We start from the raw sequence: 15,645 nt of genomic DNA, 5'->3' as shown, positions 1-15,645 counted from the left end.
GGCCGAGGCTGAGCCCGCCGTCGCCGGGTGGCACGCGTACGTGCCGCAGGACCCGGAACCCGGCCGCCCGCAGCCGCTGCAGGGTGCGTTCGAGCAGGAGCGCGTTCTGGAAGAGCGCGCCGGTGAGCGCGACGGCGGTGAGGCCGGTGGCCTGCCTGAGGGCGGCGCAGGTGCGGGTGACGGCGGCGGCGAGCCCGTTGTGGAAGCGTCCGGCGATGACGGCGGGGTCGGTGCCGGCGGTGAGGTCGTCGGCGGCGGCCCGCACGAGATCGGCCGCCTCCAGGACGAGGAGACCGCCGACGGGGGCCGGCGCAGCATGGGCCTGCTCAGCACGGGCCTGCTCAGCGGCGGTCAGCCCCGCGGCGGTCAGCCCGCCGGGGGTCGTTTCAGCGGCGGTCGGCCCGGCCGGGGATGGCCCTGCGGCCACAAGCCCGGCGGTCTGTCGCAGGGCGGCCGGGTAGGCGCCGGTTTCGCCCGGGTCGGTGAGCTGTTCGAGTTCGGCCGCGGCTTGCCCCTCGTACGTGATGGTGCCGAGCAGGCCGAGCAGGGCGGCGACGGCGTCGAACAGGTGGCCCGCGCTGGACGTGAGCGGCGCTTCCTGGCCGGTGCCGGCCTGCTGGAGTGCGCCGGCGAGCCGGTCGCGCAGGTCGGGGCTGCAGGGGTGGTCGCGCAGGTAGGCGGCGGCCATGCGCCAGGGGCGGCGGGCGGCGGCGGGCCCGCCCGGCATGGGCACCGGGGCGAGGTGGGCGAGGCGCTGGTAGCCGGTGAGGTCGGCGCGCAGGAACTCCCCGCCCCACAGGGTGCCGTCGGGGCCGTGGCCGAGCCCGTCGAGGACGACGCCGATGACGGGGCCGAGGTCGCCGTTGTCGGCCAGGCAGGCGGCGACGTGGGCGTGGTGGTGCTGGACGGCGACGTGGTCGACGCCGGTGAGCTCCAGGGCGTGGCGGGTGGCGAGGTGGCCGGGGTGCGCGTCGTGGGCGACGATCTCGGGGTGGATGCCGAGCAGGGCCTGGTAGTGGTCGATGGTCGCGGCGAAGGTGCGCAGGGTGTCGTGGTCGTCGAGGTCGCCGAGGTGCTGGGAGAGGTGGGCGCGGCGCCCTTGCAGCAGGCAGAAGGTGCCGGCGACGGTGGCGCCGCAGGCGAGGACGGGGCGTGGGGCGGGGCGGCGCAGGGTGATGGGTTCCGGGGCGTGGCCGCGACCCCGGCGCAGCACGGTGATCTCCCCGGCGATGGGGCGCAGGACGGTGTCGTCGGCGCGGCTGTGAATGGCGCGGTCGTGGGTGAGGAAGGCGTCGGCGATGCCGGACAGCCGGGTGAGCGCGTCGGCGTCCTCGTACGCGAGGGGCTCCCCCGCGACGTCGCCGCCGGTGAGCGCCAGGGGCGCGCCGAGTTCGGCGAGCAGGAGGTGGTACAGCGGCGTGGCGGGGAGGGCGATCCCGAGCGTGCGGCGTCCCGGCGCGCCAGCGGACGCGACCCCGGGCACAGCCGACGAGGCGACGGGTGGGGCGGCTGAGGGGGCGATGGGGGCGTCTGGGCGGAGGGGTAGCAGCACGACGGGGCGGGCGGGGCCGGTGAGGAGGGCGGCGGCGGTGTCGTCGAGGTCGCAGTACTGCCGGGCCTGGGCGAGGTCGGCGGCCATGACGGTGAACGGCTCCTCCGCCCGGTGCTTGCGGCCGCGCAGGGTGGCGGCGGCCCGTTCGCCGGTGGCGGCGACGGCGAGGTGGTAGCCGCCGAGCCCTTTGACGGCGACGACGCGGCCGACGCGCAGGAGGGCGGCGGCGCAGGCGATGGGGTCGCCGCACAGTTCGGTGCCGCGCGGGTCGCGCAGCGTCAGGGTGGGGCCGCAGGCGGGGCAGCAGGCTGCGGGGTCGTGGTGGCGGCGGCTCGCGGGGTCGTCGTGTTCGCGGGCGCAGTCGGCGCACATGGTGAAGGGCGCCATGGTGGTGTGGGGCCGGTCGCCCGGCAGGGCTCGGGTGATGCTGAGGCGGGGGCCGCAGTTCGCGCAGCCGGTGAAGGGGTAGCGGTGGCGGCGGTCGTTGGGGTCGGTCAGTTCGCGCAGGCAGTCGTCGCAGGTGGCGGTGTCGGCGAGGGTGGCGGCGGCGCGGGGCCTGGCGGGGTCGGTCGTGGCGATGGTGAAGCCGTGGTGGCCTGCGGGTTCGCCGCTGACGACGGTGACGCGTTCGATCTCGGACAGGGCGGGGGCGTCGCGTTCGAGTGCGGTGAGGAAGTCCTCGACGCCTTGGCAGGCGCCCTCGACTTCGATGTGCACGCCGGTGACGTCGCCCCGCACCCGGCCCGACAGGCCCAGGCGGTTGGCGAGCGAGTGGACGAACGGGCGGAAGCCCACCCCCTGGACGATGCCTTCGACGTGCACGTCTACCCGTTTGAGCGTGGTCACAGGGCCAGTGTGCGCCTGTCGGGGGTGGCGTGCATGCGTATCGGCTCGTGTCGGCGCGCCGCATGGACGGACGTTTCCGTCCTTCCTGGACGTACGGGACACGCGTGAGGGCTGGGCGCGGTCCGAAACCCACCGGCAGGTCCGAAACCTGCGTCGCGTCCGAGGCGCTACGACCTGTCCGAAATGGCCCACCGCTCCCCCCTCGGCGAGGACAGCCCCGCCGTGGGCGGGCGGTCGCGTCACAGGCAGCAGAGTCGCGAGCAGCGCGAGTCGCGAGCAGGGCGGGAACATGCGGCAGGGCCGCGCGGTGGTGGCCGCGCGGCCCTGCCGTCCGAGAGGTTCTACAGGTATTGGCCGGTGTTGGCGACGGTGTCGATGGACCGGCCGGCTTCTGTGCCCTGCTTGCCGGAGACCAGCGTGCGGATGTAGACGATCCGCTCGCCCTTCTTGCCGGAGATGCGGGCCCAGTCGTCGGGGTTGGTGGTGTTGGGCAGGTCCTCGTTCTCGGAGAACTCGTCCACGCAGGCCGTGAGCAGGTGCTGCACCCGCAGGCCCTTCTGGCCGGTTTCGAGGAACTGCTTGATGGCCATCTTCTTGCCCCGGTCGACGATGTTCTGGATCATCGCGCCGGAGTTGAAGTCCTTGAAGTAGAGGACTTCCTTGTCGCCGTTGGCGTAGGTCACCTCGAGGAAGCGGTTCTCCTCGCTCTCGGTGTACATGCGTTCGACCACGCTCTGGATCATCCCCTGGATGGTGGCCTCGCGGGAGCCGGAGTGCTCCGCGAGGTCGTCGGGGTGCAGAGGCAGGTCGGAGACGAGGTACTTCGAGAAGATGTCCTTGGCCGCCTCGGCGTCGGGCCGCTCGATCTTGATCTTGACGTCCAGGCGGCCGGGCCGCAGGATCGCCGGGTCGATCATGTCCTCGCGGTTGGAGGCGCCGATGACGATGACGTTCTCCAGGCCCTCGACGCCGTCGATCTCCGACAGCAGCTGAGGGACGATGGTGTTCTCCACGTCGGAGGACACGCCGGAGCCTCGGGTGCGGAAGATCGAGTCCATCTCGTCGAAGAACACGATCACCGGGGTGCCCTCTGAGGCCTTTTCGCGGGCCCGCTGGAAGACCAGGCGGATGTGCCGCTCGGTCTCGCCGACGTACTTGTTGAGCAGTTCCGGGCCCTTGATGTTGAGGAAGAAGCTCTTGCCGGACTGGCCGGTCTTCTCCGCGACCTGCTTGGCCAGGGAGTTGGCGACGGCCTTGGCGATGAGCGTCTTGCCGCATCCGGGCGGGCCGTAGAGCAGCACGCCCTTCGGGGGACGGAGCTTGTGCTCGCGGAACAGGTCGGAGTGCAGGTAGGGCAGCTCGATGGCGTCCCTGATCTGCTCGATCTGCCGCATGAGGCCGCCGATCTCCTCGTAGGAGATGTCGGGGACCTCTTCGAGCACGAGCTCTTCGACTTCGGACTTGGGTATGCGCTCGTAGACGTAGCCGGAGCGAGGTTCGAGCAGGAGCGAGTCGCCGGCCCTGATGGGCTGGCCGACGAGCGACTCGGCCAGTCGCACGACGCGCTCTTCGTCGGCGTGCGAGATGACCAGGGCCCGCTTGCCCTCGTCGAGCAGTTCTTTGAGCATCACGATCTCGCCGACCTCTTCGTAGCCGAGGGCTTCGACCACGTTGAGCGCCTCGTTGAGCATGACCTCCTGGCCACGCCGCAGCGAGTCGACGTCGACGGACGGGCTGACGTTCACCCGGAGCTTGCGGCCGCCGGTGAACACCTCGATCGTGCCGTCTTCTCTGGCCTCGAGGAAGGTGCCGAAGCCGGATGGCGGCTGCGCCAGCCGGTCGACCTCCTCCTTGAGAGCGACGATCTGGTCCCGGGCCTCCTTGAGTGTGGCGACCAGGCGCTCGTTCTGGCCTGTCACGGCCGCGAGATTCGCCTGTGCCTCATGGAGACGTTCTTCGAGGACCCTGGCCTGACGGGGTGACTCGGCCAGCTTCCGCCTCAGCGCGGTGATCTCCTCCTGGAGGAAGGAGACCTGTGTTGAAAGATCAGCGACCTCCCGTTCGCGCTGCGCGGCTCGAGCCTCAGCATCATCGCGAGCTGCCACGCCCCGTCACCTCCTTCCCAGTCGAGGGCGACTACTAAGGACCTTACCTATCTCGGGCCCCTCCGTAACCTGGCCGGGCAGTGTTCGTAGAGTGACATTCAGTATTCGGCGAATAATCCCCAATAGTGCGTTTAATACTCCCAGCATAGGAACACGACGATCTGTTCCCGTGTCACGCACCAACGCGCCCTCGTGGCCAAATTGTCATAGTTCTTCAGTCGTCCCCTTCGGTCGGCGGCGGCGCGGCGGCGGGGTCACGCCGTCGGCCATGCGGCGGGCGGAGACGAGGAACCCGGTGTGGCCGATCATGCGGTGATCAGGCCGTACGGCGAGCCCTTCGACGTGCCAGTCGCGAACCAGGGTCTCCCACGCATGCGGCTCGGTGAAACACCCGTGATCGCGAATGGCCTCGACCGTCTTGGACATCTGCGTGGTCGTGGCGACGTAGCAGCAGATCACGCCGCCCGGCGTGAGGGCCTTGGCGGCGGCGTCGACGCACTCCCACGGGGCCAGCATGTCGAGGATGACGCGGTCGACGTCGGCCTCGTCGATGGAGGCCACGAGGTCGCCCACGACCAGGCGCCAGTTGTCGTCCATCGGGCCGCCGTAGAACTTCTCGACGTTCTTGCGCGCCACGTCGGCGAACTCCTCGCGGCGCTCGTAGGAGGTGACGTGGCCGTCGGGGCCGACCGCGCGCAGCAGGAAGCAGGTCAGCGCGCCGGAGCCGACGCCGGCCTCGATGACGCGGGCGCCGGGGAAGACGTCGGCCATGCCGACGATCATCGAGGCGTCCTTGGGGTAGATGACCGCCGCGCCGCGCGGCATCGCGAGCGTGTAGTCCTGCAGCAGATGGCGGAAGGCGAGGTATTGGGTGCCGCCGGACGAGCGCACCACGGAGCCCTCGGGCTGCCCGATCAGGTCGCTGTGGGGGATGGCGCCCTTGTGGGTGTGGAAGACGCCGTCCTCTTTGAGCGTGATCGTGTGGCGCTTGTTCTTGGGGTCGGTGAGCTGCACCTGATCCCCTGCCTGGAAAGGCCCATGCCTGCGGAAACCCATGGCGGCAAGGTTATAGGGCTTTCGGGCGCGTCAGGACGCACGATATCTATGGGGGATGCTCCCTCGCGACGTGATCTCCACCGGCCCGCTCATCCTGCGTCCCCCTGTGGAAGCGGACGCGGCGGCGATCGCCGAGGCGTGCGGCGACGCGGTGACGGGGCGGTTCCTGCCGTGGCTGCCCCGGCCGTACGCCGTGGAGGAGGCGCTGGCGGAGGTCAAGCGGGCGGCGGTGCGGTGGGAGGACGGCGGTGCGGCGTACGCGATCGTCCGCGACGGCCGCTACGCCGGCGGCGTCTGGGCGAGCCCGCCCGACCACTACGAGACGTCCGGGCTGGGCTGCCTGGTGGCGCCGCGGGCCCGGGGCGGCGGCGTGGCGGCGACGGCGGTGCGGGCGGTGACCGACTGGCTGTTCGACCACGGGGTGCGCAGGGTCGAGGTGCAGGCCGAGGTGGAGAACGTGCCGGCGCTGCGGATGGCCTACCGTGCCGGGTTCGTCGAGGAGGGCCGGCGGCGTGACGCGGTGCGGCTGCGTGACGGGCGGTGGGCCGACGTCGTGACGTTCGCCAGGCTGCGGGGCGAGGGGGTGGCGGGCACTGAGCCGTACCTGCCGTTCTTTCCCGGCGGTGAGCTGAGCGACGGCGTGGTGCGGCTCGCGCCGATGGGACCGGGCGACGCGGGCGACTTCCACCGGATGATGGCCGAGCCGAGCGTGTCCGCCTTCTCGGTGGGGCCGCCGACCTCGCTGGAGGACGACGAGCGGCGCTGCCGCTACACCGCCTACTGGTGGCGGTCGGGGCAGCGCATCGAGCTGGCGATCAGGGACGCCGCCTCCGACGCCTTCGCGGGGCATCTGCAGCTCATGCAGGTCACGCCGGCGCTGGGGCAGGCGATGATCGGCTACTCGCTGGTGCCGGAGTTCCGCGGGCGCGGGTTCATGACGCGGGCCGTGCGGCTGCTGGTCGATTGGGCGTTCGCGGCGACGCCGCTGCACCGGATCGTGGCCGGCACCGACGCCATGAACACGGCCTCGCACGCGGTGCTGGAGCGGGCCGGGTTTCAGCGGGAGGGGCTGCACCGGGAGTTGCTGCCGAAGCGGGACGGGACGCGGGCCGACGACGTCTACTGGGCGGTCGTCCGCTCCGGGTGCTGAGCGGCGATGAGGCGCGGCCGGCGAGGGCCGTCGGCCGCGCCGATTCGGGGACGGATGGGGCCTCCGTGACGGGACGAGCGTCACGAGTGAGCAAAAATCCCGATTTCCTGTTAGAGGCTGGTCAAGAGCCGCGTCGGGGGCGATAGTCAGGGCACCCGCAGGTGAGTTTCGTGCGAACGGGCTGCGCGAGCTCGCCCCCTCCCGCCTCGAGGGATCACCGCGATGCCATACAACCGTGTCGATGTCGCCGTGCGTGAACTCATCACCGTGTTCTCCGGCGTGGAGCTCACGGATCTGATCGATCGGCTGGCGCGTGCCGCCGCCGCGGTCGCGGGCACCGCGTACGCGGGGTTCGTCCGCGTGGACCCGCTGCGGCAGGACGCGTGCTGCGTCCACGTGCACGGCCCGCCCGGCGACCCGCTGCGCGTGCGGGCGTGGCTGCGCGAGTCGGGCGTGCTGAAGGAGCTGGCCACCTCCCGGCAGGCGCTGCGCCTGGCCAGGGACGAGTCGGTGGGCGAGCCCGGTTTCCTGGCGGCGTCCGTGCCGGTGTCGGCGCGGGATCACGCGTTCGTGTGGGTCGCGGGGCGGGAGTTCTGCGACGCCGACGAGCATCTGCTGAGCCGGTACGCGACGGCGGCGGGCCGGGCTCTGGAGGCGGCGAGCGGGATGGAGGCGGCGGTGCGGCTGTTGCGCGGCGTACGGGCCTTCCGGCCTTCTCCGCTCTGATCCTCCGCTCTGATCCCCCGCTCTGATCCCCCGCAGTGATCCCCCGCAGTGATCCCCCCGCTGATCCCCGGCTGCTTCGGGACAGGCCGGATCGCGAGGATCGGGACGACCGGTCCCAGGGTGCTTTTCCCCGTGGAGGGGGCCGGTGATCGCGTGCCCGTAAGGAAAGATGTCCCTATTGGGCCGGATGGAGAGAGTAATTCGAATTTCCGGGAGTTGTGGATTTCGCCGGTCATTCCGCCGCTCCCCGCGGGCAGCCGGATCCCCGACCGCGCCGGGGATCCGGCCTCCTCCTGAGGAGGTTGTAGCGTGGCCGCTCATGAGGGTGCTGATCGTGGGTGGCAGCGGGTTCCTGGGCGGCGAGCTGGTCCGGCTGTGCGCCGGGCTGGGCCACGTGGTGGGGGCGACCCGCTTCAGCGGTCCGGCGGGCGGCGGGGCCGGGCCGGCCGAGTGGTTCCCTGTGGATGTGCGGTCGCGGGCGGCCGTGGCGGAGGTGGTCGGCGGGTTCCGTCCCGATGTGACGATCAACGCGGCGTACCGGTCGGGTGACTGGGCCACCACGGCGGACGGGGCGGCGCACGTGGCGGCGGCGGTCGCCCGCTCGGGTGGCCGGCTGGTGCACGTCTCCAGCGACGCCGTCTTCTCCGGGGACGCCCCCTCCTATGACGAGACGTGCCCGCCCGACCCGGTCAACCCGTACGGGGCGGCCAAGGCGGCGGCAGAGACCGCCGTGCGGGCCCTGGTGCCGGGGGCGGCGATCGTCAGGACGTCCCTGATCGTCGGTGGCGGCGGCTCGGCCCAGGAGACGTTCGTGCGCGCGCTGGCGACCGGCTCGGCCTCGGGCGTGCTGTTCACGGACGACGTACGCTGCCCCGTCCACGTCGCGGACCTGGCGGCGGCCCTGCTGGAGCTCGCCGGGCGCGACCTGCCGGGCGTCCACCACGTGGCGGGCCCCGAGGCCGTGAGCCGCTACGAGCTGGGCCTGCTCATCGCCCGCAGAGACGGCCTGCCTGAGGAACGCCTGCGCCCCGGCCTCCGCGCCACCGCAGGAGTACGGGGCCCGCTGGCGGTCCACCTGGACTGCTCGGCCACCCAGCGCCGTCTCCAGGTCCGCCTCCGCGGCTTCTCGGAGTTCCTCGAACCCACCCGGTCCTGACAGCAGGCCGCCTCGACGGCACGCGGCTCCGCCCGCACCTCGACCCAACGCGAGGCGCCCGTCCCTCCGGAACGAGTCCGGAGGGGCGGGCGCCTCGGCGTTGGGAACGGGGGGTCAGCCGCGGTGGGCCTCAAAGCGCAGGGTGCGGGAGACGCCGACGCGGACGGTGGTGCCCGGCGCGATGGTGACGGGTTCGTTGGGCGGGATGTCGTAGAAGTTGGGGTCGCCGGGCGGCTGGATCTGGGTGCCGTTGACGGAGCCCAGGTCGACCAGGTTGACGTCCCAGCCGTCGAGGGCGACGCGCAGGTGGCGCCGGGAGACCGAGCCGTCGGGGCTCGTCACCTTGGCGGGCCTGGCGCTGCCGCCGGCCACTTCGGGGGCGCGCTCGGGGTCGCGGCCGAGCAGGTAGTCGCTCTCGAGGGGCAGCGCGGTGCCGTCGTCGAGGATGAGGACGCCGAGCGAGGGGCGCGGGCCCTTGTAGGGGACGAGGGTGCGCTGGACGAGGGCGATGCCGCAGACCGCGCAGTAGGGCACGCGCGGGTCGTTGAAGTGGTCGTTCTTGCAGTCGACGCCGTAGACCATCGGCCGGTCGCCCTGCTCGGGCTGCTCCTGCTGCGGCGGGCCCGGGTGGTCGAACTGGTCGGGCGGGCCGAGCACGGGCGGCGCGGGCTGGTCGTAGTGGTCGGGCGGGCCCATGTGCTGGGGCACCGGGTGGTCGCCCGAGCCGTTGCCGGAGGGCTGCGGCTCGTCGTAGGTGGGGAACTGCTGCTGCTCCTGCGCCGGCGGGTAGGGCGGCTCGGGAGGGGTGAGGTAGGCGGGCGGCTCGTGGTAGCCGGAATCCTGCTGCTGGTAGGAGGGCTCGGGCTGGTAGGAGGGCTCGGGCTGGTAGGGCGGCGGCTCGGGGGCCGGGTGGACGGGCTGGGGACCCGAGTGGGCGGGCTGGGGGCCCGACTGCGGCCCAGGCGTGAGCGGGGGCTGGTCGGCCAGCGGGTAGGGGGGCCGCTGCTCGGCGGGCTGCTGCACCGGCTCCGGCGGGGCGGGCGGCGGCTGCTGGGCGGGCGGCTGGATGAGGTCGGGCTCCATGTGCAGGCCGGTGGCCGGCATTTCGCTGGTCAGCATCCTGGCCGGGGCCGGCGGCTGCGGGGCGGGCTGGTCGGTGAGGTCGCCGATGAGGCCGCCGCCGTGGACGACGCCGCCGTCGAAGCGGACGGCGTGGTGGGGGCTGCCGGCGCCGGGCAGGCTGAGCTCGACGCGGTCGACGGGGCCGGTGACGAGGCGGTCGGCCCAGGTCAGGGAGTCGCTGCCGGCCAGCCGCGTGTCGCCGCCAGGAGTGGTGACGGTGGCGGAGGCGGAGCCGCTGACGAGGACGGCGACGCCGTCGCCGACGGGGCCCGCGACGGCGCAGGCGGCCGGGTCGCCCGCCATGTTGGCCGCCAGCACCTGCGCGGCGCGGCGGGCCAGGGCGCGGCCGTCGCCGCCTGATTCGGCCGTCTCGCGCAGCGCTTCGAGCAGCGCGTCGGCGGCGGACTCGGCCGAGTCGCACACCAGCAGCAGGCCGCCGGTGTAGGCGACGAGCCCGTTTCCAGGAAGCGGACGCACCACTCCGAATCCATGGGCGGTCATGCGTCCTCCCTCAAGACGACCGTGCTGCGCTCATCGGTGCCCTCGCTGCGCTCGGTCACTCAACTCTCCTCCCCGGAAGCCGGCGATGTTACGGCACCCCGCACTGCCGTGCTGGCCACCAGCCATACGCATACCCAGACGCGGAGGCCGTGTCGCGGCCCCGTCGTCTCGATTCGATGAACCGGTGGGCCGCAACAAACCTCTTAACTGTGCAAGTTTGGCCAAACAGAACACTATCGGCCAGTCGTCGCATCGCAGAAATCGCATGGGGACCGGCGGCGGCCGGCGCGAAACTGCTGGACACGACCCTATCGATGGGCCGCCGCTTAAACGAGTGGGACAAATCAGACGCCGATGAAAACCTTGTTCACATCGGCGGTGGCGAGCACCCCGTAGATCTCGCCGCCGGGCTCGACGAGCAGGTATTCGCTGCCGGGGGCGTCGCGCATGGCCTCGATGAGCGCCTCGCCCGCCAGGTCGGCGCCCAGGATCATGGTGCGCTCGAGCGACTTGGCCAGCGAGCCGACGTTGACCCAGGGGCGGCGGTGCTCGGGGGTGGCCTGGACGGCCGCCTCGTGCACGATGGCCACCGGCCTGCCCTCGTGGTCGACGACGACCATGGCGCCCGCCCGCTGCTCGCCGGCCTGGCGCAGCGCCTCGGAGAGCGGTGTCTCGGCGGTGACGGGGATCGCCCTGCGGGCCAGCGTACGGGCGTTGACCTGCGGGATCCGGGCCCGGATCTTGGCGACGCGCAGCGACTGGCTTGCTCCCATCCAGATGAACGAGGCCAGCACCAGCGGCCACACCAGGTCGGCGAAGTCGAAGTCGCGCTCGCTGGTCAGCGCGGTCACCAGCGGGAAGGCCACGAGCGCCACGGCCAGCACCCGCCCGCCCCAGGCGGCCACGACGGTGCCCGAGCCGGGGTTGCCCGCCAGCTTCCACACGCCGGCGCGCAGCATCCTGCCGCCGTCGAGCGGCAGCCCCGGCAGCAGGTTGAAGACGCCGACGATGAGGTTGGCGAACCACAGCTGCCAGGTGAGCACCTCGAGGATGCCGCCGTCGTTGATGAGGAAGAGGTCGGCGAGCCCGCCGAGGCCGGCCAGCGCGAGCGACAGCGCGGGCCCCGCGGCGGCGACCGTGAACTCCTTGCCGGGGGTGGGCGGTTCCTTCTCGATCTCGGAGACGCCGCCCAGGAGGTAGAGGGTGATGCGGCGGACGGGCAGGCCGTAGGCCTTGGCGAGCACGCTGTGCGCCAGCTCGTGCAGCAGCACGGAGACGTAGAGGAGGACCGCGAAGACGAACGCGACTCCGTAGGCGGCGAACTCGTCCAGGTACGGCAGCATCTGCCGCATCTGTGGCCCGAACATCACGGTGATGAAGCCCGCCACCAGGAACCACGTCCAGGAGACGTACACCGGAATGCCGAAGGGTCTGCCCATGCGTAGTCCGGAGAACTCCTGCCGCGGGCTCTGCTCGCTCACCGCACTCCTCGTCCAATACGTGCTGTTGCTGCCTTGATGCTACGCGCCGGATCACGTGATCCTGGTTCCGCGAAGGTTATTCTGTCGGCGTCTTGACCTAGAGTGCGGTGCATGACGTTGACCGAGCCGGTGATCATCGGAGCTCTCTCCCCGTCCCGGGCGGGCGATTTCATGACCTGTCCCCTGCTCTACCGCTTCCGGGTGATCGACCAGCTCCCCGAGAAGCCGTCGCAGGCGGCGGTGCGCGGCACGGTGGTCCACGCGGTGCTGGAGCGGCTCTATGACCTGCCCGCGCCGCGCCGCTCGGTCCAGGCGGCGCTGGAGCTGCTGGAGCCGCAGTGGGAGCGGCTGCTGGCCGACGACCCCCAATACGCGCAGATGTTCGCCGACGAGGCGGAGCAGGCCGAGTGGCTGGCGCAGGCGCGCGGCATGCTGGAGCGCTACTTCACGCTGGAGGACCCGACGCGGCTGGAGCCGGCCGAGCGCGAGCTCTATGTGGAGGCGGTGCTCGACGGCGGGCTGATGCTGCGCGGCTACGTCGACAGGATCGACGTGGCGCCGACCGGCGAGGTCCGGGTGGTCGACTACAAGACGGGCAGCGCGCCCGGGCCGGACTTCGAGGCCAAGGCGCTGTTCCAGATGAAGTTCTACGCGCTGGTGCTGTGGCGGCTGCGCGGCGCGGTGCCGCGGCTGCTGCAGCTGGTCTATCTGGGCGGGCAGGGCGAGGTGCTGCGGTACGCGCCCGACGAGGCCGACCTGCTGGCCACCGAGCGCAAGGTGATGGCGCTGTGGGCGGCGATCGAGCGGTCGCTGGAGACCGGCGAGTGGCGGGCGCGGCGCAGCAGATTGTGCGACTGGTGCGACCATCAGGCGCTGTGCCCCGAGTTCGGCGGCACCCCTCCCCCGGTGCCCGACCGGCAGCCGGGCGACACCGTGCGCAGCAGCCGGCGGTCGGCGACCGACGAGCTCTGACCGCCCACGGTTCGGGGATCAGATGGGTGCTTTTCCTCCCGTGGGAGGAGGTTGCGGGCTCTCACCTGGTCTTACAGTGAAGCGGTGCGCATGGATCGGAGCAGGCTCCACGACACGGTGCTCGCCGGGGTGGTGGCCGTGGCCTCCGTGGCGCTGTTCGTGCTCTACGGGCCCGAGCGGCTGCAGGCCGAAGGGCTGCCGGTGCACGGCATGCGGCCACCGGACGCGTTCGGCGGGCTGCTGGTGGTGCTGGCCTGCGCCCCCATCGTGGTGCGGCGGCGCTGGCCGCTGAGCGCCCTGTGGGCGGGCCTGGTCCCCGAGACGCTGCTCAGCTCGCTCGGCTACGGCACGGGCACGTCGAGCCTGTCGGGGATGGTGCTGCTGTACTCGGTGGCCTCGCACCGGGGGCTGGCGATCTCGCTGGTGGCGCTGGTGGTGTCGCTGGTGGCGTATCTCGCGGGCGCGGCGGCGGGTCCCGTCGGGCCGGTGGCCTGGAATCAGTACGTCATCGTCGCCGTGGTGCTGGTGGCGGTGTGGGGGGCGGGCAGGAGCCTGCGGCTGCGCCGGGCGTACATGGAGGAGCTCAAGGACCGTGCGGCGCGGCTGGAGCGGGCGCACGCGGCCGACACCAGGGCGGCGCGGGCGGAGGAGCGTTCGCGCATCGCCCGCGAGCTGCACGACGTGGTGGCCCACCACGTGAGCGTGATGACGGTGCAGGCGGCGGCCGCGCGGCGGGTGCTGGCCACCGATCCCGAGCTGGCGCGTGAGGCGCTGTCGGCGGTGGAGCACACCGGGCGGCTGGCGATGACGGAGATGCGCAACATCGTGGGCGTGCTGCGCACGGACGCGCAGGCGGAGCTGGGCCCGCAGCCGGCCGTGCGCGACCTGCCCGCGCTGGTGGAGCTGATGCGGGAGGCGGGCCTGCCGGTGCGGCTGCGGGTGGAGGGCACCGAGGTGGCGCTGCCGGCGGGGGTGGACCTGGCGGCGTACCGGACGGTGCAGGAGGCGCTGACCAACAGCCTGCGGCACGCGGGCGCGGGCGCGAAGGCGACGGTGACGGTCCGCTACGAGCCGGGCGAGCTGGACGTGCGGGTGGAGGACGACGGCGTGGGCGCGGCGGCCGGGGAGCCCAGGTCCGAAGGGCACGGCTTGGTCGGCATTCGCGAACGTGTCACGCTCTATGGTGGAATCCTGAACATCGGTCCGCTGCCGGGGGGCGGTTTCGACGTGCGGGCCCGGTTCCCGTTGAAGGACGGCCAATGACGATCAGAGTGCTGCTGGTGGACGACCAGCCGCTGCTGCGCACCGGTTTCCGCCTGATCCTCGAGGCCGAGCCCGACATCACGGTGGTGGGCCAGGCGGGCGACGGCAAGGACGCGCAGGAGCAGACGAGGGCGTTGCTGCCGGACGTCGTGCTGATGGACATCCGCATGCCGGGGGTCGACGGCATCGAGGCGACCCGCCGCATCGTGCGGGAGGCGGCGCCCGCCGCGCACGTGCCGAAGGTGCTGGTGCTGACCACGTTCGACCTCGACGAGTACATCGTGGAGGCGCTGCGCTCGGGGGCGTCGGGGTTCCTGCTGAAGGACGTGCCGCCCGACGAGCTGGTGCAGGCGATCAGGGTGGTGGCGGCGGGCGACGCGATCGTGGCGCCGAGCGTGACGCGGCGGCTGCTCGACAGGTTCGCGACGCGGCTGCCGTCGGCGTACGAGCAGGCGACGCCCGCGCGGCTCGACCGGCTGACCGAGCGGGAGCTGGAGGTGCTGCGGCTCATCGCCAAGGGCATGTCCAACGCGGAGATCGCGGCCAAGCTCGTGGTGAGCGAGACGACGGTCAAGACGCACGTCGGCAACGTGCTGACGAAGCTGGGGCTGCGTGACCGGGTGCAGGCCGTGGTGCTGGCGTACGAGACCGGGTTGATCACGCCGGGCGCCATCTCCTAGGGCAAGGAGGCGCCCGGCGCGCGGAGGTGCGCCTAGCCCGCCTTGGCGGCGGGCGTCCCGGGCGTCCCGGGCGTCCCGGGGGCGTTCTCCGGGAAGTGGCAGGCCACCTGGTGGCCGGTGGCCAGCTCCTGCAGCGGCGGCTCGACCGTCTTGCAGATCTCCTGCGCCTTCCAGCAGCGGGTGTGGAAGCGGCAGGCGGGCGGCGGGTTGAGCGGGCTCGGCACGTCGCCGGTGAGGCGGATGCGCTCGCGTCCCTTGGCGCCCTTGGGGTCGGGCACGGGCACGGCCGACAGCAGCGCGTTGGTGTACGGGTGCATCGGCGAGGTGTAGAGCTGCTTGCGGTCGGCCACCTCGACGATCTTGCCGAGGTACATCACGGCGACGCGGTCGCTGATGTGCCGCACCACCGACAGGTCGTGGGCGATCACGACGTAGGTCAGGTCCAGCTCGCGCTGCAGGTCCTCCAGCAGGTTGACGACCTGGGCCTGGATGGACACGTCGAGCGCGGAGACCGGCTCGTCGGCGATGATCAGCTTGGGCTTGAGCGCGAGCGTGCGCGCGATGCCGATGCGCTGGCGCTGCCCCCCGGAGAACTCGTGGGGGTAGCGGTTGTAGTGCTCGGGGTTGAGCCCGACCAGCTCCAGGATGTCCTGGACGGCCTTCTTGACGCCGTGCTCGGTCTGCACGCCCTGGATGCGGAACGGCGCGCCGACGATGGCGCCGACGGTGTGGCGGGGGTTGAGCGACGAGTAGGGGTCCTGGAAGATCATCTGCATGTCGCGCCGGAGCGGCCGCAGCCGGCCCTGGCTCATGTGCGTGATGTCCTGGCCCTCGAAGACCACCTTGCCGGCGGTGGGCTCCAGCAGGCGGGTGACCAGGCGTCCCGTGGTGGACTTGCCGCAGCCGGACTCCCCCACCAGGCCGAGCGTCTCGCCCTTGTACACCTCGAAGCTGATTCCGTCGACCGCCTTGACGGCGCCGACCTGCCTTTTGAGCAGGCCCTTCGTCACGGGGAAGTGCTTCTCCATGTCCTGC

12 protein-coding genes are annotated in these 15,645 nt (G+C 72.2%); 6 read left to right on the top strand and 6 right to left on the bottom strand.

All coding sequences use genetic code 11. The annotated features are described in order from the left end of the window. From hypF to ABZW11_RS41955, 3 genes are all read right to left on the bottom strand, one after another. Positions 1 to 2,398: carbamoyltransferase HypF (hypF, locus tag ABZW11_RS41965; RefSeq protein ID WP_355430617.1), on the bottom strand; the 2,398-nt coding region annotated here is incomplete at its 3' end. A 341-nt stretch (positions 2,399 to 2,739) separates the two neighbouring features. Beyond that, positions 2,740 to 4,503, bottom strand: a complete 1,764-nt coding sequence (gene arc, locus ABZW11_RS41960; protein WP_355430614.1) for a proteasome ATPase — start codon at positions 4,501 to 4,503, stop codon at positions 2,740 to 2,742. Positions 4,504 to 4,707: 204 nt separating this feature from the next. Further along, positions 4,708 to 5,559: a tRNA (adenine-N1)-methyltransferase gene (locus tag ABZW11_RS41955; RefSeq protein ID WP_355430611.1), complete on the bottom strand. Its 852-nt coding sequence runs from the start codon at positions 5,557 to 5,559 to the stop codon at positions 4,708 to 4,710. Between the two features lie 55 nt (positions 5,560 to 5,614). Here ABZW11_RS41955 and ABZW11_RS41950 point away from each other — a divergent pair, with 55 nt between their 5' ends. The 3 genes from ABZW11_RS41950 (at position 5,615) to ABZW11_RS41940 (ending at position 8,591) form a co-directional block, all read left to right on the top strand. After that, the gene (locus ABZW11_RS41950; protein WP_355430608.1) at positions 5,615 to 6,709 is read left to right on the top strand and encodes a GNAT family protein; all 1,095 of its coding nucleotides are present in this window, start codon (positions 5,615 to 5,617) and stop codon (positions 6,707 to 6,709) included. Positions 6,710 to 6,931: 222 nt separating this feature from the next. Beyond that, a complete protein-coding gene (locus ABZW11_RS41945; protein ID WP_355430605.1) occupies positions 6,932 to 7,435 on the top strand; it encodes a hypothetical protein in 504 nt (167 codons plus the stop codon). A gap of 319 nt (positions 7,436 to 7,754) precedes the next feature. Beyond that, entirely contained in the window at positions 7,755 to 8,591 is an 837-nt protein-coding gene (locus ABZW11_RS41940) for a sugar nucleotide-binding protein (protein WP_355430602.1), read from the top strand. Positions 8,592 to 8,705: 114 nt separating this feature from the next. Here ABZW11_RS41940 and ABZW11_RS41935 read toward each other — a convergent pair whose 3' ends face one another. Together ABZW11_RS41935 and ABZW11_RS41930 are read right to left on the bottom strand one after the other, a co-directional pair. Next, complete coding sequence (locus ABZW11_RS41935) at positions 8,706 to 10,214, bottom strand: FHA domain-containing protein (protein WP_355430599.1); 1,509 nt, start codon at positions 10,212 to 10,214, stop codon at positions 8,706 to 8,708. A 344-nt stretch (positions 10,215 to 10,558) separates the two neighbouring features. After that, positions 10,559 to 11,695, bottom strand: a complete 1,137-nt coding sequence (locus ABZW11_RS41930) for a site-2 protease family protein (RefSeq protein ID WP_355430596.1) — start codon at positions 11,693 to 11,695, stop codon at positions 10,559 to 10,561. Positions 11,696 to 11,806: 111 nt separating this feature from the next. Between ABZW11_RS41930 and ABZW11_RS41925 the strand changes: the two genes are divergently transcribed. The 3 genes from ABZW11_RS41925 to ABZW11_RS41915 all read left to right on the top strand — a co-directional run bounded on the left by ABZW11_RS41925 (position 11,807) and on the right by ABZW11_RS41915 (position 14,610). Further along, entirely contained in the window at positions 11,807 to 12,667 is an 861-nt protein-coding gene (locus tag ABZW11_RS41925) for a RecB family exonuclease (RefSeq protein WP_355430593.1), read from the top strand. 90 nt (positions 12,668 to 12,757) lie between these two features. Then, on the top strand, positions 12,758 to 13,930 hold the full coding sequence (locus ABZW11_RS41920) for a sensor histidine kinase (protein ID WP_355430623.1): 1,173 nt from the start codon (positions 12,758 to 12,760) through the stop codon (positions 13,928 to 13,930). Next, positions 13,927 to 14,610, top strand: coding sequence for a response regulator transcription factor (locus tag ABZW11_RS41915; RefSeq protein WP_355430590.1), 684 nt, complete (start codon positions 13,927 to 13,929; stop codon positions 14,608 to 14,610). Before ABZW11_RS41920 ends, ABZW11_RS41915 begins: the two co-directional genes overlap by 4 nt. Positions 14,611 to 14,642: 32 nt before the next feature. Here the strand turns inward: ABZW11_RS41915 and ABZW11_RS41910 are convergent, their stop codons facing one another. Further along, entirely contained in the window at positions 14,643 to 15,638 is a 996-nt protein-coding gene (locus tag ABZW11_RS41910; protein WP_355430620.1) for a dipeptide ABC transporter ATP-binding protein, read from the bottom strand. Positions 15,639 to 15,645 lie beyond the last annotated feature (7 nt).

This window comes from Nonomuraea sp. NPDC004580 (assembly GCF_040609855.1).
GTDB classification, from domain to species: domain Bacteria; phylum Actinomycetota; class Actinomycetes; order Streptosporangiales; family Streptosporangiaceae; genus Nonomuraea; species Nonomuraea salmonea.
This window is presented reverse-complemented; position numbering and strand designations above follow the sequence as displayed.